The 20550-nt window shown below is 38.6% G+C and carries 13 protein-coding genes, 1 tRNA gene and 3 rRNA genes; 10 read left to right on the top strand and 7 right to left on the bottom strand.

All coding sequences use genetic code 11. The features are described 5' to 3' along the window. Positions 1-150 precede the first annotated feature (150 nt). The 6 genes from ezrA (at position 151) to rrf (ending at position 7931) form a co-directional block, all read left to right on the top strand. On the top strand, positions 151-1881 hold the full coding sequence (gene ezrA / locus KW2_RS10980; RefSeq protein WP_011836066.1) for a septation ring formation regulator EzrA: 1731 nt from the start codon (positions 151-153) through the stop codon (positions 1879-1881). 265 nt (positions 1882-2146) lie between these two features. Next, positions 2147-2638: a sigma-70 RNA polymerase sigma factor region 4 domain-containing protein gene (locus tag KW2_RS10975; protein ID WP_021037965.1), complete on the top strand. Its 492-nt coding sequence runs from the start codon at positions 2147-2149 to the stop codon at positions 2636-2638. 342 nt (positions 2639-2980) lie between these two features. After that, positions 2981-4527: ribosomal RNA gene (locus KW2_RS10970) — 16S ribosomal RNA — on the top strand. Between the two features lie 93 nt (positions 4528-4620). Next, positions 4621-4693 (top strand) — tRNA-Ala (locus KW2_RS10965). 138 nt (positions 4694-4831) lie between these two features. After that, positions 4832-7732, top strand: a 23S ribosomal RNA gene (locus KW2_RS10960). An 83-nt stretch (positions 7733-7815) separates the two neighbouring features. Then, positions 7816-7931, top strand: a 5S ribosomal RNA gene (gene rrf, locus KW2_RS10955). The 16S, 23S and 5S rRNA genes sit together here with 1 tRNA gene alongside, the layout of an rRNA operon. A gap of 82 nt (positions 7932-8013) precedes the next feature. Here rrf and KW2_RS10950 read toward each other — a convergent pair. Further along, positions 8014-8937, bottom strand: a complete 924-nt coding sequence (locus KW2_RS10950; protein ID WP_021037964.1) for a LacI family DNA-binding transcriptional regulator — start codon at positions 8935-8937, stop codon at positions 8014-8016. Then, a complete protein-coding gene (locus KW2_RS10945) occupies positions 8937-9746 on the bottom strand; it encodes a Cof-type HAD-IIB family hydrolase (RefSeq protein ID WP_021037963.1) in 810 nt (269 codons plus the stop codon). The genes KW2_RS10950 and KW2_RS10945 overlap by 1 nt, the downstream gene beginning before the upstream one ends. Positions 9747-10006: 260 nt before the next feature. Between KW2_RS10945 and polA the strand changes: the two genes are divergently transcribed. Beyond that, entirely contained in the window at positions 10007-12640 is a 2634-nt protein-coding gene (gene polA / locus KW2_RS10940; RefSeq protein WP_021037962.1) for a DNA polymerase I, read from the top strand. A gap of 207 nt (positions 12641-12847) precedes the next feature. Continuing rightward, entirely contained in the window at positions 12848-13600 is a 753-nt protein-coding gene (locus KW2_RS10935) for a tRNA1(Val) (adenine(37)-N6)-methyltransferase (protein ID WP_021037961.1), read from the top strand. Between the two features lie 56 nt (positions 13601-13656). Here the strand turns inward: KW2_RS10935 and KW2_RS10930 are convergent, their stop codons facing one another. The 5 genes from KW2_RS10930 to KW2_RS10910 all read right to left on the bottom strand — a co-directional run bounded on the left by KW2_RS10930 (position 13657) and on the right by KW2_RS10910 (position 18966). Continuing rightward, complete coding sequence (locus KW2_RS10930) at positions 13657-14661, bottom strand: hypothetical protein (protein ID WP_021037960.1); 1005 nt, start codon at positions 14659-14661, stop codon at positions 13657-13659. 144 nt (positions 14662-14805) lie between these two features. Continuing rightward, positions 14806-15030, bottom strand: a complete 225-nt coding sequence (locus tag KW2_RS10925) for a YkuJ family protein (protein WP_003130579.1) — start codon at positions 15028-15030, stop codon at positions 14806-14808. A gap of 107 nt (positions 15031-15137) precedes the next feature. After that, positions 15138-16478 carry a glycosyltransferase family 4 protein gene (locus KW2_RS10920; protein WP_021037959.1) on the bottom strand — a complete coding sequence of 447 codons (1341 nt, stop codon included), beginning with the start codon at positions 16476-16478 and terminating at the stop codon, positions 15138-15140. Positions 16479-16623: 145 nt separating this feature from the next. After that, a complete protein-coding gene (locus KW2_RS10915) occupies positions 16624-17622 on the bottom strand; it encodes an LTA glycolipid anchor biosynthesis glycosyltransferase, IagA/BgsA family (RefSeq protein WP_011836059.1) in 999 nt (332 codons plus the stop codon). 120 nt (positions 17623-17742) lie between these two features. Continuing rightward, positions 17743-18966 carry a S1C family serine protease gene (locus KW2_RS10910; RefSeq protein WP_021037958.1) on the bottom strand — a complete coding sequence of 408 codons (1224 nt, stop codon included), beginning with the start codon at positions 18964-18966 and terminating at the stop codon, positions 17743-17745. A 375-nt stretch (positions 18967-19341) separates the two neighbouring features. Between KW2_RS10910 and rlmH the strand changes: the two genes are divergently transcribed. Both rlmH and KW2_RS10900 read left to right on the top strand, forming a co-directional pair. Continuing rightward, positions 19342-19821 carry a 23S rRNA (pseudouridine(1915)-N(3))-methyltransferase RlmH gene (gene rlmH, locus KW2_RS10905; RefSeq protein ID WP_021037957.1) on the top strand — a complete coding sequence of 160 codons (480 nt, stop codon included), beginning with the start codon at positions 19342-19344 and terminating at the stop codon, positions 19819-19821. A 17-nt stretch (positions 19822-19838) separates the two neighbouring features. After that, entirely contained in the window at positions 19839-20537 is a 699-nt protein-coding gene (locus tag KW2_RS10900) for a DNA alkylation repair protein (RefSeq protein WP_021037956.1), read from the top strand. The last annotated feature ends 13 nt before the right edge of the window (positions 20538-20550 follow it).

The following is a 20550-nucleotide window of genomic DNA, read 5'->3' as shown; positions in this document are numbered from 1 at the left end:
AGGATTTACAACTAGAAAACTAAGAAAATAGTGTATTTCTTTGACGCAATATGCTATAATTATATTTGAGATTTTCTATTTAATTAAAATCTATTAACCTTAGTAAACAAATATATTTTCAAGTAATAAAATCATTTTATGGAGTAAAGCATGTCAAGTACTGTAATTATCCTCATTGTTGTCCTATTAGTTATTCTCGTTGCTTTTTACGCTTTTGCAATTTTGATGCGAAAGAAAACGGAGGATCGTATTTTAGCCTTAGAAGAGCGAAAAGAGTCGCTTTTCGATTTACCCGTTCAAGAAGAGATTGATTCTGTGAAGAAAATGCACCTTGTAGGGCAATCACAGACAATTTTCCGCGAATGGAATCAAAAATGGCTTGATTTATCATCAAATTCTTTTGCTGACTTAGAAGAGCACATTTTTGAAGCCGAACAGCTCAACGATTCTTTCCACTTTTTCCGCGCTCGCGAATCTGTCGCAGATAGCGAAGCCCAAATTGAAATGATGGAAGGAGATGTTGAAGGAATTCGCCAAGGGGTTGCCCAACTTGTTGAGCAAGAAAAACGAAATTCAAACAAGATTCAAGAATCTCTTGATTTGTATGATAATTTGCGTAGCGATATCGCAGATAATGCAGATTTGTATGGGACAGTTATTACTGAGCTCGAAAAACATCTTGCTAATATTGAAACAGAGTTTTCTCAATTTGTAACGTTGAACTCAACTGGTGACCCAATTGAGGCAGCCGAAGTTTTAGAAACGGCAGAAGAACATACAATTGCATTGCGTGCGATTACCGAACAAATCCCATCGTTCATTAAAACAATTGAAAAAGATGTGCCTAAACGTCTTGAAGAATTACAAGAAGCAAGTGACAAATTCATTGCCGAAGATTATATTCTCCCAGAGAATGTTAATCTCAAAGAGAGAATGGATGATTTACAACATCATCTTGAAGAAAGTAGCTCACTTTTGGAGCAATTTGAACTTGATCGAGTTGAAGCAGAACTTGATTTGATTCAAGAACGAGTGGAAGAACTTTATTCTATCTTTGAGAGAGAATACAGTGCACGTCGAAATGTCGAAAAACGTTCATCAGTTCTTAAAGAATATATTGAACATATTAGAGTGAATAACAAAAATCTTCTTCTTGAAATTGATCATGTGACTCAAGCTTATATCCTTTCGGGAAATGAAAAAGGTTATGTGAGAGGATATCAAGAACATTTAGAGTCATTGGATGCAGATGTTGATGAAATCATCGCCAACATTGAAGCTAAAGCAATTCCTTATTCAAGCCTTTCACGCCGCGTGAACTCTGTTGTCAATGCTTTAGAAGATATTGAAAAAAATCAAATCAAAATTAGCGAGACTCTTTCAGGACTCAGAGATGAAGAAAGAGCAGCACAAGAAATTGCAGAACGTTTTGATTCTGAACTTCGTACTATCAAACGTTATGTTGAAAAATGTAATTTGCCAGGACTTCCTAAAGATTATCTTGATTTATTCTTTATGACTGGAGATCGAGTGCAAAATCTTTTCAAAGAGTTGGGACGTGTAAGAATTAATATTGATACAATTAACCATCTTGTTGATGTGAGTACCGAAGATATGCATGTTTTGAAAGAAGCAACAACTAATTTGACAGACCATGCAGTATTAGCAGAACAACTTATTCAATATGCTAATCGTTATAAAGCGTCTAATGAACAAGTTGCACAAGGCATCTCAAGAGCACTTCAACTTTTTGAAAACAGTCGCGATTATGATGGTTCATTCGATGAAATTTCTAAGACTTTAGAAATAGTTGAACCTGGTGCCGCTTCAAGAATTTCCGGAGTTTATTTCAAAAATAAACCTACACCAGATTATTTATAAAAAAGTAAGGATTAATTTCCTTGCTTTTTTTTATTTTATTTCAAAAAATAGTTTGATAATTTTAGAATTTTCTGTATAATGATGTTAGGTAAAACAAATAAAAATTATTATAATGAAACATAAAGATATATTCATGTCTTGGAAAGGGCAAAAATGAAGATTCAACATTATAATAGAATTCCCCCCTGACGGCTTATTAGACAGTCATTCTCCCCCCATAATTTCTTTAATCACTTATAATAAATTATGAAAAAGAGGAATATCAATGACATATTACTTGGAAGAAAATGAATTCGAAGGTTTATTTTCTGGAATGAAACCAATCATCAGAAAATTGATGAAACAAATTCGAATCAAAGCATGGGACATAGAGGATTATTATCAAGAAGGAATGATTATTTTGCATCACCTTTTAGAAGAAAATCACCCATCCACTAATATTTATACAAAGTTCAAAGTAAAATATCATCAACGTTTGATTGATGAACTACGCCATAGCTACGCCAAAAAACGGCTTCATGACCATTTTGTAGGTCTGGACATTTATGAATGTTCGGACTGGATAGATGCAGGAGGAAGTACCCCTGAAAGCGAGCTTGTGTTCAATCATCTTTTAGTAGAAGTTTATGAAGGATTGAGCGCCCACTATCAGGAATTACTCGTGCGTCAAATGAGAGGAGAAGAACTCACGCGAATGGAACGCTATCGGCTACGAGAAAAAATCAAAAATATACTATTTTCTCGAGATGATGATTAAAAAAAGCTCCCTTATCTTTGATAGGGGAGTTATTATTTTAAAAAATAATAAAAAAAATAAGAAGAGGTCCAATTGTTTGCTAGCCTAAGTTAAAACGGATACATAAGTAGATTAAAACGAACAAAAGGGAAAGAAATTCTAAAAAGCCACATTAAATTCTTGACAGGGCGAGATAGGTTTGATAGAATATAATAGTTGTCGCGAGAGACGAGCGTTGAAGCGCGACAAGCTAGACCATTGAAAACTGAATAAAGAAGAATGACTCATGTGATGTAGCAATACATCAAAAATCTGTCAATCAATAATGAAAGACAAGCCAGTCACTTCGGTGACTTAAATACTTTATTTGAGAGTTTGATCCTGGCTCAGGACGAACGCTGGCGGCGTGCCTAATACATGCAAGTTGAGCGATGAAGATTGGTGCTTGCACCAATTTGAAGAGCAGCGAACGGGTGAGTAACGCGTGGGGAATCTGCCTTTGAGCGGGGGACAACATTTGGAAACGAATGCTAATACCGCATAACAACTTTAAACACAAGTTTTAAGTTTGAAAGATGCAATTGCATCACTCAAAGATGATCCCGCGTTGTATTAGCTAGTTGGTGAGGTAAAGGCTCACCAAGGCGATGATACATAGCCGACCTGAGAGGGTGATCGGCCACATTGGGACTGAGACACGGCCCAAACTCCTACGGGAGGCAGCAGTAGGGAATCTTCGGCAATGGACGAAAGTCTGACCGAGCAACGCCGCGTGAGTGAAGAAGGTTTTCGGATCGTAAAACTCTGTTGGTAGAGAAGAACGTTGGTGAGAGTGGAAAGCTCATCAAGTGACGGTAACTACCCAGAAAGGGACGGCTAACTACGTGCCAGCAGCCGCGGTAATACGTAGGTCCCGAGCGTTGTCCGGATTTATTGGGCGTAAAGCGAGCGCAGGTGGTTTATTAAGTCTGGTGTAAAAGGCAGTGGCTCAACCATTGTATGCATTGGAAACTGGTAGACTTGAGTGCAGGAGAGGAGAGTGGAATTCCATGTGTAGCGGTGAAATGCGTAGATATATGGAGGAACACCGGTGGCGAAAGCGGCTCTCTGGCCTGTAACTGACACTGAGGCTCGAAAGCGTGGGGAGCAAACAGGATTAGATACCCTGGTAGTCCACGCCGTAAACGATGAGTGCTAGATGTAGGGAGCTATAAGTTCTCTGTATCGCAGCTAACGCAATAAGCACTCCGCCTGGGGAGTACGACCGCAAGGTTGAAACTCAAAGGAATTGACGGGGGCCCGCACAAGCGGTGGAGCATGTGGTTTAATTCGAAGCAACGCGAAGAACCTTACCAGGTCTTGACATACTCGTGCTATTCCTAGAGATAGGAAGTTCCTTCGGGACACGGGATACAGGTGGTGCATGGTTGTCGTCAGCTCGTGTCGTGAGATGTTGGGTTAAGTCCCGCAACGAGCGCAACCCCTATTGTTAGTTGCCATCATTAAGTTGGGCACTCTAACGAGACTGCCGGTGATAAACCGGAGGAAGGTGGGGATGACGTCAAATCATCATGCCCCTTATGACCTGGGCTACACACGTGCTACAATGGATGGTACAACGAGTCGCGAGACAGTGATGTTTAGCTAATCTCTTAAAACCATTCTCAGTTCGGATTGTAGGCTGCAACTCGCCTACATGAAGTCGGAATCGCTAGTAATCGCGGATCAGCACGCCGCGGTGAATACGTTCCCGGGCCTTGTACACACCGCCCGTCACACCACGGGAGTTGGGAGTACCCGAAGTAGGTTGCCTAACCGCAAGGAGGGCGCTTCCTAAGGTAAGACCGATGACTGGGGTGAAGTCGTAACAAGGTAGCCGTATCGGAAGGTGCGGCTGGATCACCTCCTTTCTAAGGAATATATACAAAGACGTGAGCATTCAACTTTATTCAGTTTTGAGGGGTTTAGTCATAAACCTAAGCAAGAATCAAATTCTTGATTGTGGGGCCTTAGCTCAGCTGGGAGAGCGCCTGCTTTGCACGCAGGAGGTCAGCGGTTCGATCCCGCTAGGCTCCATTGTCAGACAAGACGTTAAAATCACTTGAACATTGAAAACTAAATAACAATATCTAATAACGATAAATAAACCAAAAGCTGTGAATTTTAAAGAATTTACAAACTTATACTTGAAAAACGATGATTATAAATCATCATGGCAAAGTTAATAAGGGCGCACGGTGGATGCCTTGGCACTAAGAGCCGATGAAGGACGTGACTAACGACGATATTCTAGGGGGAGCAGTAAGTACGCATTGATCCCTAGGTCTCCGAATGGGGAAACCCAGCTGCTACTAGCAGTTATTCATGAGTGAATACATAGCTCATGTAAAGGTAACGCAGAGAACTGAAACATCTAAGTACCTGCAGGAAGAGAAAGTAAAAACGATTTCGTAAGTAGCGGCGAGCGAACGCGAAGAAGGGCAAACCAAGAAGCTTGCTTCTTGGGGTTGTAGGACTGCAACGTGGACTTAAGCATTATAGTCGAATAACCTGGGAAGGTTAATCAAAGAGGGTAATAATCCCGTAGACGAAATAGCGCTTATACCTAGCAGTATCCTGAGTAGGGCTGGACACGCGAAATCCAGTTTGAATCCGGGAGGACCATCTCCCAACCCTAAATACTCCTTAGTGACCGATAGTGAACCAGTACCGTGAGGGAAAGGTGAAAAGAACCCCGAGAGGGGAGTGAAATAGCACCTGAAACCGTGTGCCTACAAGAAGTTCGAGCCCGTTAATGGGTGAGAGCGTGCCTTTTGTAGAATGAACCGGCGAGTTACGTTATGATGCGAGGTTAAGTTGAAGAGACGGAGCCGTAGGGAAACCGAGTCTGAATAGGGCGACTTAGTATCATGATGTAGACCCGAAACCTAGTGACCTATCCATGAGCAGGGTGAAGGTGTGGTAAGACGCACTGGAGGCCCGAACCAGGACACGTTGAAAAGTGTTTGGATGACTTGTGGATAGCGGAGAAATTCCAAACGAACTGGGAGATAGCTGGTTCTCTCCGAAATAGCTTTAGGGCTAGCGTCGAAATGTAAGTGTATTGGAGGTAGAGCACTGTTTGGGTGAGGGGTCCGTCTAGGATTACCAATCTCAGATAAACTCCGAATGCTAATACACATGTTCGGCAGTCAGACTGCGAGTGCTAAGATCCGTAGTCGAAAGGGAAACAGCCCAGACCAACAGCTAAGGTCCCAAAATATATGTTAAGTGGAAAAGGATGTGGGGTTGCACAGACAACTAGGATGTTAGCTCAGAAGCAGCTATCATTCAAAGAGTGCGTAATAGCTCACTAGTCGAGTGACCCTGCGCCGAAAATGTACCGGGGCTAAACATATTACCGAAGCTTTGGATTGATATTTTATCAATGGTAGGAGAGCGTTCTTAACCGCGATGAAGGTATACCGTGAGGAGTGCTGGAGCGTTAAGAAGTGAGAATGCCGGTATGAGTAGCGCAAGATAAGTGAGAATCTTATCCACCGTAAGACTAAGGTTTCCAGGGGAAGGCTCGTCCGCCCTGGGTTAGTCGGGACCTAAGGCGAGGCCGAAAGGCGTAGTCGATGGACAACTGGTTGATATTCCAGTACTAGATATGATCGTGATGGAGGGACGCAGTAGGCTAAGAGATGCCAGTTAATGGATTCTGGTCTAAGCAGTGAGGTGTGAGATGTGTCAAATGCATTTCTCTCTAACATTGAGCTGTGATGGGGAAGCAACTACGGTTGCGAACTCTCTGATGTCACACTGCCAAGAAAAGCTTCTAGCGTAAAGTCATATCTACCCGTACCGCAAACCGACACAGGTAGTCGAGGCGAGTAGCCTCAGGTGATCGAGAGAACTCTCGTTAAGGAACTCGGCAAAATAGCCCCGTAACTTCGGGAGAAGGGGTGCTGGTGTAAAAGCCAGCCGCAGTGAATAGGCCCAAGCAACTGTTTATCAAAAACACAGCTCTCTGCTAAACCGCAAGGTGATGTATAGGGGGTGACGCCTGCCCGGTGCTGGAAGGTTAAGAGGAGTGCTTAGACGTAAGTCGAAGGTATGAATTGAAGCCCCAGTAAACGGCGGCCGTAACTATAACGGTCCTAAGGTAGCGAAATTCCTTGTCGGGTAAGTTCCGACCCGCACGAAAGGCGTAATGATTTGGGCACTGTCTCAACGAGAGACTCGGTGAAATTTTAGTACCTGTGAAGATGCAGGTTACCCGCGACAGGACGGAAAGACCCCATGGAGCTTTACTGTAGTTTGATATTGAGTACCTGTAAGTCATGTACAGGATAGGTAGGAGCCATTGAAATAGGGACGCTAGTTTCTATTGAGGCGTTGTTGGGATACTACCCTTGACTTATGGTTACTCTAACCCGCTGGCATAATCGGCCAGGGAGACAGTGTCTGACGGACAGTTTGACTGGGGCGGTCGCCTCCTAAAGAGTAACGGAGGCGCTCAAAGGTTGGCTCAGATTGGTTGGAAATCAATCGTAGAGTGTAAAGGTAAAAGCCAGCTTGACTGCGAGAGCTACAACTCGAGCAGGTAGGAAACTAGGACTTAGTGATCCGGTGGTACCGCATGGAAGGGCCATCGCTCAACGGATAAAAGCTACCCTGGGGATAACAGGCTTATCTCCCCCAAGAGTTCACATCGACGGGGAGGTTTGGCACCTCGATGTCGGCTCGTCGCATCCTGGGGCTGTAGTCGGTCCCAAGGGTTGGGCTGTTCGCCCATTAAAGCGGCACGCGAGCTGGGTTCAGAACGTCGTGAGACAGTTCGGTCCCTATCCGTCGCGGGCGTAGGTAATTTGAGAGGATCTGTCCTTAGTACGAGAGGACCGGGATGGACTTACCGCTGGTGTACCAGTTGTTCCGCCAGGAGCACGGCTGGATAGCTATGTAGGGAAGGGATAAGCGCTGAAAGCATCTAAGTGCGAAGCCCACCTCAAGATGAGATTACCCATTCGTAAGAATTAAGAGCCCAGAGAGATGATCTGGTAGATAGGCTGGAAGTGGAAGAGTTGCGAGACTTGGAGCGGACCAGTACTAATCGCTCGAGGACTTTACCAAAAGAGTCAAATATAAAATGCTTATGGTTTAGAAGTTAGAAGAATTGTTATTTAGTTTTGAATGTTCAAAGTAACATTTAATGATTTGGTCATCATTGCGATGGAGATACACCTGTTCCCATGTCGAACACAGAAGTTAAGTCCATCTACGGCGGAAGTACTTGGGGGTTGCCCCCTGGGAGATATGCGAGTGGCCAAGTGAACTAAAGGAGCTAAGGCTCCTTTTTTTGTGTTCTTGGCTACTTATTTCTCGATAACTTAAAAAGCCCCTAAGGGCTGTTTTTATCTTTGGAGAATGAATTCTGATTTTATAGCTAGTTGTTTTATTTCTTTTGAAATGGCTAATTCAAATGCTGATCTTCCAATTTGTAAAAAGTGATTGTCAACAGTTGGGAGATTTAATAGTTGGCCTGCAATCAGTGCTTCTTGGCCTATTATAATTGGTTTGGGGAGTTTGTTTTGTTCAAACCATCGCCAAACATTTGCAGCAATATCATCTGAATTGGCAAAAATACTATCAAATTGAGTAAGTTCTGCTCCTAAGTCGTAGCCATCTGTCGAGGAGACCGCTCCTGTTTTGATTTGGTCAGTCCTAACTGGTTGTTTATATATTTCGCTATAGGTCTGGAGGGTGACGGATGTGGTTGGGCTTTTATAGCGTGAAAATAGAAAACCTATATTTGTACAGTTTTGTTTTTTAAGCCATTTAAAGGCATCACGATATCCGATTTCTCTTTCGGCATAGCTGGCTGATATTGTCTTGGTCTTAGGTTTATGACATAAGATAATTGGACCATATTTTTGGTATTTAAGAACAGTTTCCTCAGATATTTTTCTTGAGGTAAAGATTAAGGCTTCAAATGCTTTTTTGCGCAATTGCTCTAAGTATTGAAGTTCTAGATTTTGATCATAATTTGAGGGAAGAATGACAATCTTATAGCCAGTTTCAAAGCTTTTATCAAGAATTCCTTCCAAAATTTGACTGAAAAATGGGTGCTTAACATAAGGTAGAACGACTCCGATATTCTTGGTTGTTCCGGCAGCAAGTTCTTGAGCAATGGCATTAGGAGTATAATCCAATTTATTTGCTAAATCTTGTATGATTGTCCGAGCTTCGGGAGATACGTAGCCATTTCCAGAAAGGGCACGTGAAACTGTAGCTTTTGAATAGCCACTGAGTTTTGATAAATCGGTTAGTGAGGTCATTAAATTACCTGTTCATTGAGGGTATTGATGGCTGATATGGCCTCTGCCACACCATGCTCTGTGTTCTTTGCTACTACCATTTTAACATGTTTTTTAACTTCTGGGTTAGCGTTATCCACTGCGATGGCTAGACCTGCGGCTTTAAGGAGAGGAATGTCATTATGACCATCACCAATTGCAGCAATTTGTGTAAAATCTAATGCTTCCTCGTTAAGGATCGATTGAACCGCATTGGCCTTTGTTCTTTTATCAGATGTAATTTCTAAATACCACTGACCACTTTGTTGAATTGCAACATTTGGAATTTCCAATTGATTAAGTTGATTTTGAAGTTGACGAAGTTCATTTTGGTCAAAAACAATCATCATAATCTTATAGATTTCTGATTGTCCATCGAAAGTTTTGATTCTTGGTTCGAGGCCTGTCAAGGCTTTTTGGATAAAGGTTCCTTTATCTTGTTTGTTGGTATACCAATGAGCAAGACTATACCAGTTTAGACTTACTTTCGGAAATTCATTTGAAACATAATCTAAAATTTGGAATACTGTTTCTGAGTTCAGGGTGTTTTTATCTAAAATTTGAAGGCCGAATTGATTTTGTGTAAATGTTAAATTTCCATTGAAAGCAATTTGTGGTGTGGAAAGCTGTAATTTTTCTACCACATCACTCATTTCTAATGGGCTACGTGCTGAAACTAGGGTAATTGGTAACTTACTGTAGTATATTGACCAGTGGTTGGTATCAGATAAAGCTCCATGTGAGTCAAGCAATGTTCCGTCCATATCTGTAAAAATGTGTTTAATTTTCATTTTGTGAAGCTCCTTTTCTTTGATGATTCTATTCTAATTTATGAAACGCGTTCCATGTCAAGGATTATTATTTTTATTTTTACTGATGGAAGTATTTTTTTCTAAAAATGGATAGAGCTGAGCAATTCCAAAAGGAGTGTTTAAAATGTTATAATTTAGTAAAGCTCATTTTTTATTGATTTGAGAGATAAATTGATTTGAATTAAAAGTAAAATAGGATAATAGAATAAAAAGTAGAAAAATAGAGGTAGATAATAGAGATGGAAGATAAGAATAGACTTTTGCTAATTGATGGGTCATCGGTTGCTTTTCGAGCGTTTTTCGCATTATATAATCAGTTAGATCGGTTCAAAGCACCTAATGGCTTACATACAAATGCCATTTTTGCTTTTCATACGATGTTATCTTCTTTGATGGAACGAATTCAACCAACACATGTTTTAATTGCTTTTGATGCGGGGAAAACGACTTTTCGGACGGAGATGTTTGCGGATTATAAAGGGGGACGGTCAAAAACACCTGATGAGTTTCGCGAGCAATTGCCTTTTATTAAGGAAATGATTGAGAAGTTAGGAATTCGACACTATGAGTTGGCAAACTATGAGGCTGATGATATTATCGGAACTTTGGATAAAATGGCTGAAGCACCTGATGTGAATTTCGATGTGACCATTGTGACCGGGGATAAGGATATGATCCAGCTTGTCGATGGAAATACACGAGTGGAAATTTCTAAAAAGGGTGTGGCTGAGTTTGAGGAATTTACGCCTGACTATCTCTTAGAAAAAATGGGACTTACGCCATCACAATTTATTGATTTGAAGGCTTTGATGGGCGATTCTTCGGATAATTATCCTGGTGTCACTAAAGTTGGTGAAAAAACGGGTCTTAAACTTTTACAAGAGTTTGGTTCACTGGAAAATCTTTATGAAAATGTTGAGACGCTAAAAGCCAGCAAGATGAAGGATAATCTAATTGCTGACAAGGAAATGGCCTTTTTGTCACAGCAATTGGCGACAATCAATACGAAAGCTCCTCTTGAAATTGGTTTAGAAGATACGCTTTTAAAAGAAAAAAATGTGGCTGAACTGGGCCAATTTTATGATGAAATGGGATTTTCACAATTCAAAAGTAAGTTATTAGCTGACGGCGGTGGAGAAGTTACTGACGAAACTGTCAGTGAAGAAATTAAGTTTGAAATAGTTACTGACAAAAGTTCAGTTGCTTCAGTAAATGCTGATGACTTCTTTTACTTGGAAACTTTGGGTGAAAATTATCATCGTGAGCAGATTGTGGCATTTGCTTGGGGAAATTCTGAGAAAATTTATGTTTCAAAAAATCTGGATTTACTGACAGAAATGAAATTTCCTGAAAATACTTATGATTTCAAGAAAAATCGCGTACTTTTGAGCCACTTAAGTATTGAATTACCTCTGGTTAAATTTGATGCTATGCTTGCAAAATATTTAATTTCTACAACGGAAGATAATAAAATTTCAACCATTGCACGACTTTTTGATGTGGGACATTTGGTCACCGATGAGGAAATTTTTGGCAAAGGTACAAAACTTGCTCTACCTGATGATGAGATTTTGTTTGACCATTTGGCTCGTAAAATCAGAGTTTTAGCTCGTGCCAAAGAAAAAATGATGGCTGAACTTATTGAAAATGAACAAGAACATCTTTTGTCTGATATGGAATTACCATTAGCCGAAGTTTTGGCAAAAATGGAGATTACAGGAATTTCTGTCAGTCAAAATACGCTGGAAGAAATTGGTGCAGAAAACGAAGAAAAATTGGCTTCGTTGACTCGTGAAATTTATGATTTGGCTGGTGAAGAATTTAATATTAATTCACCAAAACAACTGGGAGTGATTTTATTTGAAAAATTGCAATTGCCAGTAGGTAAGAAAACAAAAACGGGTTATTCAACGGCGGTGGATGTTTTAGAAGACTTGGCTGCTTTATCTCCAGTGGTGGCAAAGATTTTGGAATATCGTCAAATCAATAAAGTACAATCGACTTATGTTAAAGGCTTGATTCCGCAAATTGCTGATGATGGAAAAATCCATACGCGATATGTTCAGGACTTGACTCAGACCGGTCGTTTGAGTTCGGTTGACCCGAATTTGCAAAATATTCCTGTTCGACTGGAAGAAGGACGGAAGATTCGTAAGGCATTTGTGCCCAGTCAAGATTCTCTTTTGTTGAGTTCCGACTATTCACAAATTGAATTGCGAGTGCTGGCTCATATTTCTGCTGATGAGCATTTGATTGACGCCTTTAAACATGGGGCTGATATCCATACGTCAACGGCTATGCGGGTCTTTGGCATTGAAAAAGCAGAAGATGTCACGGCAAATGACCGCCGAAATGCAAAAGCAGTCAATTTTGGTGTGGTTTATGGAATTTCGGATTTTGGTTTGGCAAGAAATCTGGGAATTACAAGAAAAGATGCCAAAAATTATATTGAAACTTACTTTGAACGTTATCCTGGTATTAAAACTTATATGGAAAATATTGTTCGCGAGGCTAGAGATAAAGGATTTGTTGAGACAATGAGTCATCGTCGTCGTAAGATTCCAGATATTAATGCACGTAATTTTAATGTTCGTGGTTTTGCGGAGCGGACGGCAATTAATTCGCCAATCCAAGGATCGGCAGCGGATATTTTGAAAATTGCGATGATTAATCTGGATAAAGCGCTGACGGAACGTCAATTAAAATCAAAATTATTATTGCAAGTGCACGATGAAATTATTCTAGATGTTCCACTCGAGGAATTGGAGGATATCAAGGCACTTGTAAAGCAAACAATGGAAGAAGCAATCGAACTTGCTGTGCCATTGAAAGTGGATGAAAATACTGGTAAAACTTGGTATGAAGCCAAATAATACTAGTCATTAATGATACTGACAAGCTTTCTGTCAGCAAGTAGCAGTTGAATTTTTAATTCAGTTGACAGAGCAGCTAGCTGACAAAAAAAGGTAAATAAAAATGATAATTAGTTCGTGCTGATTATCATTTTTTGGTGTTTATCATTTTGGTATTTTAACAGGTACTGTTAGAAGATGTGTCGGGGTCTGTGATATAATAAAATTATGGAAAATATCGAATTGAAGATGGATGAGAGAATTGATGAAATTGCCAGTAGTGGGGTCAAAATTATTCAAAGCCGAGAGGTTTTTTCTTTTAGCATAGATGCGATTTTGCTGGCTCGTTTTCCGCGCTTGCCAAAACGTGGAAAAATTGTAGACATGTGCGCGGGCAATGGGGCAGTGGGTCTTTTTGCGAGCTCTAAAACCAATGCACAGATCATTGAGCTAGAGATTCAAGAACGTCTGGCTGACATGGCGCAGCGTTCAATTGAGCTTAATGAACTTACTGACAGAATGTCGGTCATTAATGATAATCTCAATCAGGCGCTTAATCATCTTCATACTTCTAGTACAGATTTGATTTTTTGTAATCCACCCTATTTTAAAGTAGACTCAGCTGACAGTCATCTAAATGAAAGTCAGCATTATACTCTAGCACGCCATGAACTGACAACAAATTTGGATGAAATTTTTGAGATTAGTAAAAAGTTACTGAAAACGAATGGTCATATTGCCATGGTCCATAGGCCCGAGCGCTTTTTAGAAATTGTTGATAAGATGCGAGCTAATAATTTGCAGCCTAAATGGATTCAGTTCGTCTATCCCAAAGCGAATCAACCGGCTAATATTTTGTTGATTGATGCCATTAAAGATGGAAAAGAAGGGGGAGAAATTTTCCTCCCACCTCTCATTGTTCATAATGATGATGGGACTTATACCGATGAAATTGATGAAATTTATTATGGAAAACATTAAAAAAAGTTACTGACAGAAAGCCTAAAGTTAAGCTTTTACTTGTCAGTAACTCTTTTTTAATATGCGGCACTTGCTTGAGCCATTATTTTTTCAATCGCTGCATTTTGCACTTCTTCAAGTGTGTTAGTATCTGTAGCAGCTGGTTCTTTAATTGCTTTCTTTAATTTACTACGTGTTGAAGATAATGAGAGATTGAGGTCAGCACTTGCTTTTTCTTTAGTATTAGTAATACTTCCGGAAATAGTGCTCGTCATTTTGTGTGCCTTATTATCAATCGCAAATTTAACAGAAAGTTTACTAATATCAAGGTTTTTACTTTCTTTAATCAGTTGTTCCACTTGTTTTTTAGGGATTGAAGAGGTTGAGCTGATACTATTGATTAAATCTTTGAGGTCAATATCTTTACCAGAGAATTTCAAAGTCACCTTATCACCATCTTTGGTAAAATCAGAATTTGGTATTTTTTTAAATTCTTTTTCCAAATCAGCTTGTTTTATTTTTTCAGTAGATTTAAATAAGTCTTTAAAAGTTGAAGACCAATTTTCATCAACAGATTGAGCACTTGAATCAATTGTTTCAGAATCAATCAAAAGATATGATTTGTTAAGACTGTCAATCATCGCTCCATAAACCATTGCCGTATCGCTATCTTCACTGGGAATCAAATCTTTATTGTTATTATAAAGTGATTTGATATCAGTGCTAGCAAGATAAAGGCCTTTTTGTGACATCATCACGCCTAAATTATAATCTTTTTTATCTAATGTGATTGTTCCAGCGAGAGCAGCAAGTTGGTTAGTCTTGTCAAGCCCCAGATTTACGTTTAAATGAGCCCCTTTTGAAAACATTTTATTGAATTCAGAAGAATCTTCCCCGTGTAGCTTGAATTCGTTGACATCAAGTTTTACATTTTGTGCGTTGTATTCTTTAGAGTTGTTTAGGGCAACTGTATCTGAGATAAAGGCTTTTTTTGCCGCATCAGAGTTTTTAGTCGAGCAAGCAGAGAGAGTGACAACTGCAAGAGCAGTGATTCCCAAAGACATCCAAATTTTCTTTTTCATAAATTACTCCTAATGTATTTTATTGATATTTTACTATAAAAAAAGTAAAATATCAATAACAAATCAGAAATAATGAAACAAAAGAACAAAAAAAATCACTGACAAACCATTAAGAGCGAATCTAAGTTGTTTGTCAGTAATTTTTTAATAAATCATATCATAAATTTCAATAGCAACAAGGTCGATGTCATCGAACAAAGAAGCGTCTTTTTGTTTAGGATAACGTAAAGCAAATGCTTCATCTTCTGGGCTGTAGCTCACTGTGAGCATTACTTCGCCTTCACGTTCAAAATTATAAGTTTCTTTTGGATCGCCACCTTCAACTAAACGATTTAAGCGATTCATAATTGCTAACAAATGTGATTTCATTTCTTAAAAATTCCTTTCGGCGTTTTGCAAAGCAAAACTTTGTTTTTTATAAAATTGTTTTTACTTACAATTGATTTTCAAAGGAACAGCTTTCAGGATTAACCCCATTAGTCCTGTTCTTTGTCCTTATCTATTTTAACATAACTTTGTAGATTTTTGGCAAGTTTACTGGCTTTTCTAGCAAAATATTTTGCCCGAATTTGTTCTCTTTTAAGTGAACGTTTAACAGTAACTGGCATTTGGCGAATGGTATCTTCCATTTTCATTGGGAAACGTTCCGCCTCAATAGATTTAAGGTTATTATATTCGATAACTGTATCAATATAGAAGAGATAAACTTTTTTAGCAAAATTTTCTGCTGAAATTTCATAGAGTTTCTTTTCAAATTTATCTTTATCAATTGGGTGTAAGTCACGAATCGCACTTTTAGTAACTTCAGCTAAATCGTCATCACCGATAAAAAGTCTTCCAAATTCATCATCATTGATTAATTCAGATAAATAAGGATTTTTTGCTGCTAAAACTCTTGTTCCTGCTGCCATTGCTTCAAGATAAGTGAGCCCTTGTGTTTCTGAGGTAGAGGCAGAGATGAAAAAGTCTGCGGCTTTATAATAATAAGCAGTTTGCTCATTTTCAACGGAACCTGTAAAGATAACTTTATCAGATAATTCGAGTGAATCTACTAAATCTTTTAGCGTTTCAGCGTAGGGACCATGTCCAACAATCACAAGTTTCACGGGAAACTCTTCTAAAATATCAGGTAGCGCGTGAATAACCGCTTGGATATTTTTTTCGGCAGCAATTCGTGAAAGGCTGAGTAACATGATTTCATTTTCTTGTAAACCAAGCTCAGCGCGGAGTTTTGCGGATTCTTCAGGTTTAATATCGTCACGTTTGAATCGGTCGATTTCAATTCCTGTTGGAATGACCCGTTTAGGAAGGGTTACGCCATAGCTATTGACTGTTTCCAGAACCATTTCACTTGGGCAAATAATCGCTTCAGTTCCTCGTAAGAAATTACGAATCACATATTTGACCATACTTGGACGAATCAAACGTCCTTTAGCGATGTAATAAACGTAGTCTTCATACTTAGTGTGTAAAGTATGAATGACAGGAATACGTAATTGAGCAGCAACCATTTTACCCAAGATTCCCATTCCAAACTCAGTTTGGGTATGAATGATATCTAAGTCATATTCTTTCGCAATCAAGTAGGCAGCAAAAACGCCTTTGAGTACAATTTTTCGTTCAGCCAAGCTCACAAAAGGAATAGATTGCAAGCGAATGATATTTCGTTCATGGTCCACATCAGCATTTGGGTCTGTTGTTGTAAAAATGAAAACCTCATGCCCTAGTTTTTCAAGCTCTATGGCTAAAGTGCGAATACTTGTTGCTACACCACTGATTTGTGGAAAGTAGCTATCTGTAAAAAGTCCAACTCTCATAAATAAATTCCCGTTTATATTTCTGTAAAGTCTATCATTAATTTAATGATAGACATTTTTGTCAGTTAAGATTACTGACCAGTCTAGTCTGTCAGTAAATTCATTTATCCCATTATATCAATAAATCAATAAATCATTCAAAAAATCAAAGTTCCAAAGTCTGTTGATAGGCATCAGCCAATTGTTGTGCTACTTTTTCAATTGTCCGACTTTCAGCCACTTGATAAGCGGCTTCTGTTTTATCTACCTTCCCATCTAAAACATCTTGGAGCTGGCTAACAAATCCATCAATATCGCAAGCCATACTTACAGCATTTGAATCAAGCCAGCCATGATAGACCGGAATATCTCGAACGACGGTTTTTTGATGACTAGCCAAGGCCTCAAGAACAACAATTCCTTCTGTTTCTTCACGTGAAGGGAAAAAGAATGCGTCAGCAGAAGTCATAGCACCTTCAAAAATATCGCCTTTGATATAGCCAGGGAAAAGAACATTTTTAGGGTGATTTTTCTTCACAATGCGGCGAATCCATCCAGGAATGGTCCATAAATTTTGGTAACCAAACCAGATGAATGTCACGTCAGGCATTCTTTCAGCGACTTTGATAAAGTCATCAATTCCCTTACGTTTAAAATAAAGAGCAGCAGTTACGACAACTTTTTGGTCAGCTTTCAAAGAAAAATGATCACGAAAAGCTTGTTCTTTAGCTTTACTTCGGGAATATTTAGCCAAATCAATTCCATTTGAAATGGGTAGGATTGGGCATTTAATTCCATAAGAACGAAGCAAACTAGCAGAATAATCAGTTGGTGTAATCACTAAATCGGCTGCCCGATAAAAGTGCATTAAATATTGTTTAAAGAAAGGAGCGGCAATATTTGAGCCGATAAAGGAATTTTGAAAATCTTCTTTTGTCGAATGACCGTGAAAGATTACTTTTTTTCCTGCTTTTTTGGCTTTCTTTAACATTTTCCAACTGCTAAAACCATAAGTATTTAAATGGAGGATATCATAATCATCCTCAGGATTTTTTGTCCAGTCAATGCCCATTAAATCAAGGGCGCGTTGTTGATGTTTCATTGCACGACCAATTCCTGAATGACTCAAAAATTGTTCGGCTTCTAAGTAAAGTAAAATTTTCATGCTTACCTTTATTTTACCATAAATCAATAAAAGAAAAATGGAAAATTATTATTTTACAAAATTTCAGACTTTAGTATGAAAAAAGCCTTCTTTCCAGAAGACTTTTTTATCAATGATATATTAATTAGAAGAAGATGAACTATTTGTTTCTAAATCGCTTGTTGATTTAGAGAGTTTAACATTTGCTGTGGCTGATTTACCATCACGGTAGTAGGTGACTTTCACAGTATCATTAATATTGTGTGAGTAAAGAGCACTTTGTAAGTCTGTTGATGAAGTAACAGCGGTATCTCCCACTTTCGTTATCACATCGCCAGCTTTCAGACCGGCTGAGGCAGCAGGAAGACCCGCTTGAACAGAGTAGACAACCACTCCACCAGTTACGCTGCTAGGTAATTTCAGTTGAGAACTATCATTTGTTGATAATTGAGATAAGTCAACCATACGGATACCTAAAGCAGGACGTGAAATCTTACCATCAGTTTCAAGTTTATTAATGATGTTTACCACATCATTAGATGGAATAGCAAAACCTAAACCTTCCACAGAGGTAGAACCATCTTCAGTCGTTGTGATTTTACTTTGAGTAATACCAATCACTTGACCTTCAATATTAATCAAGGCTCCACCTGAGTTACCAGGGTTAATGGCAGCATCCGTTTGAATCGCATTGATACTTGTTGTTTGACCATTTTCTTGAGTCAAGGTGACTTGACGACTTGTTGCAGACAGAATTCCTTCGGTTGCAGTATTAGCAAACTGGCTACCTAAAGGTGAGCCGACCGCAATAGCTGGTTCACCAATAGTTAACTTGCTTGAATCAGCGAAAGTTGCCACGTCTTTAACATGGTCAGAGCTGATTTTAAGAACGGCAAGGTCAGTGTATTCATCATAACCAACAACTGTGGCTTTAACTTTTTGCCCACCAGAAAGTAAAACATCGAGGGAACTATTTCCAGCAATAACGTGATAGTTAGTGACCACGTAAGCATCTCCACCAGATTTTTTATAAATAACACCAGAACCCTCACTGGAAAGTTGCAAGCCGTCATTAGCTGAACTTGAGCCGCTATTTCCACCAAAAATTGAACTAAAATCACTTTGTGAATTCTGTTTTTGATAATTCATAACAGAAACGACAGAATTTGAAACTTTTTTAATTGCAGAGGTAACATCGGTATTGACATTTACCGAAACATTACTAACCTTTGTGCTAGTCGTATTTGAGCGATTAGCATTTCCTAGTTGGTTTGTAGTGCTTTGATAAATTGCGCTTCCTCCGAGTGCGATAGCTCCACCCACGACACCGGTTAATAGCAATTTTCCTATATTAGCTTTTGCCATAAATAATTCCTTTCAATTATTACTCTTTGTAGCATTTCTATGTTGTAATTATAACTACTCTCACTTAATAATACCTTAATAGTAACAAAAATCAAACTAATATAGTTTATCCACATTTTTGTGGATAATTTAAAAATTAATGAGGATAAGTGGATATTTAAGAGGAGTTTTCCACACAAAAGTGGAAAAAAGTGAAAAAATGTTGATAAATCATGCTTTCATCTTGTTTTCAATGGGGGAAAAGGGTAAAATTATAAAATAAATTTAAGAATTTATAAATGTTTTTATTGCCTAAGGTGTAAAAGTGAGTAAAAAATTGGGGAAAAAGTTTTTAATTTTTAAGTAATAAAAGCTTTGATTGGGAGAAAAATAAAGATGAAAATTAAATTAGTAGTTGTTGGAAAATTGAAAGAGAAGTATCTAAAAGATGGAATTGCCGAATATGTTAAACGAATGGGAACGATGCTTCCACTTGAAATTATCGAGCTAGCTGATGAAAAAATTCCGGATAATGCTTCTGAGAAAGAAGCGGAAGCTTTAAAGAAGCGAGAAGGGGATAAAATTTTATCTCGCATTCAAACAGGAGATAAGTTAGCAATTTTAGCAATTCAAGGGAAGTTGATGTCATCAGAGGAATTGGCTGATTTTGTGAAAAAAGCAGAAGTTTATGGAACAGGCAATCTCGTTTTCGTAATTGGAGGGTCTTTGGGACTTTCCGAGGAGGTCTATAAAAGAAGTGATTTGCAAATTTCATTTGGTCGGATGACTCTCCCTCATCAGCTGATGCGTTTGGTTTTAGTGGAACAGATTTATCGAGCGCAAATGATAAATCGAGGTTCGGCTTATCATAAGTAAAAATGAAAGAATGAGATATGATTAATATAATAGAAGAATTCCGCAAAAATAAAAATTTAGAAAATGCGGAAAAACAAGCGGCTTATTTACGCCATCAGTTTGAATTTATTGGTTTGAAAACACCCGAAAGACGTCTTTTAGGTAAGGAATTTATAAAGGAAAAAAAACAAAGTAAAGAAATTGAATGGGATTTTGTTTTTGAACTTTGGAACTTGCCTGAACGTGAATTTCAATATTTGGCGATCGATTATCTTCATCAAATGAAAAAATGGCTTACTTTTGCAGATTTAGCGAAGATAAAAAAATTAACGATTAGTAAATCTTGGTGGGACACAGTGGATTCGCTTGATGAATTAGTTGGCTTTATCTTAATGGCAAGTCGAGCAAAGTTGGTTGAAGATGAGGGGCTAGCTTATGAAAGAATGAGTAAGCTAGTAAAAGAATGGGCCCAAGATGAGAATTTTTGGGTTCGTAGAATCGCGATAGATTGTCAATTAAGTTTAAAAGAAAAAACAGATTTAGAGCTACTTTCTTATAATATTGAACAAAATCTTGCACATTCTCCATTTGCTGACGAATTTTTCATTAATAAGGCTATTGGTTGGGCTTTGCGAGATTTAGCAAAAACTAATCCAAGATGGGTGCAAGAATTTATTGGGCGGCATGAAAAAGAAATGGCAAAACTTTCAATTCGGGAAGCCACTAAACATCTCTAAAGCTTGATTTGAC

The organism is Lactococcus cremoris subsp. cremoris KW2 (assembly GCF_000468955.1).
Lineage (GTDB): Bacteria > Bacillota > Bacilli > Lactobacillales > Streptococcaceae > Lactococcus > Lactococcus cremoris.
Note: the sequence above shows the minus strand (reverse complement) of the source record. Positions and strands in the feature narration are given on the sequence as shown.

What these genes read in the sequence shown, in the direction of transcription:
- ezrA (WP_011836066.1), top strand. Translation starts at nt 151, where the DNA reads ATGTCAAGTACTGTAATTATCCTCATTGTTGTCCTATTAGTTATTCTC.
- polA (WP_021037962.1), top strand. Translation starts at nt 10,007, where the DNA reads ATGGAAGATAAGAATAGACTTTTGCTAATTGATGGGTCATCGGTTGCT.
- KW2_RS10915 (WP_011836059.1), bottom strand. Translation starts at nt 17,622, where the DNA reads ATGAAAATTTTACTTTACTTAGAAGCCGAACAATTTTTGAGTCATTCA.
- KW2_RS10920 (WP_021037959.1), bottom strand. Translation starts at nt 16,478, where the DNA reads ATGAGAGTTGGACTTTTTACAGATAGCTACTTTCCACAAATCAGTGGT.
- KW2_RS10930 (WP_021037960.1), bottom strand. Translation starts at nt 14,661, where the DNA reads ATGAAAAAGAAAATTTGGATGTCTTTGGGAATCACTGCTCTTGCAGTT.
- KW2_RS10910 (WP_021037958.1), bottom strand. Translation starts at nt 18,966, where the DNA reads ATGGCAAAAGCTAATATAGGAAAATTGCTATTAACCGGTGTCGTGGGT.
- KW2_RS10925 (WP_003130579.1), bottom strand. Translation starts at nt 15,030, where the DNA reads ATGAAATCACATTTGTTAGCAATTATGAATCGCTTAAATCGTTTAGTT.
- KW2_RS10900 (WP_021037956.1), top strand. Translation starts at nt 19,839, where the DNA reads ATGATTAATATAATAGAAGAATTCCGCAAAAATAAAAATTTAGAAAAT.
- KW2_RS10950 (WP_021037964.1), bottom strand. Translation starts at nt 8,937, where the DNA reads ATGACCTCACTAACCGATTTATCAAAACTCAGTGGCTATTCAAAAGCT.
- rlmH (WP_021037957.1), top strand. Translation starts at nt 19,342, where the DNA reads ATGAAAATTAAATTAGTAGTTGTTGGAAAATTGAAAGAGAAGTATCTA.
- KW2_RS10935 (WP_021037961.1), top strand. Translation starts at nt 12,848, where the DNA reads ATGGAAAATATCGAATTGAAGATGGATGAGAGAATTGATGAAATTGCC.
- KW2_RS10975 (WP_021037965.1), top strand. Translation starts at nt 2,147, where the DNA reads ATGACATATTACTTGGAAGAAAATGAATTCGAAGGTTTATTTTCTGGA.
- KW2_RS10945 (WP_021037963.1), bottom strand. Translation starts at nt 9,746, where the DNA reads ATGAAAATTAAACACATTTTTACAGATATGGACGGAACATTGCTTGAC.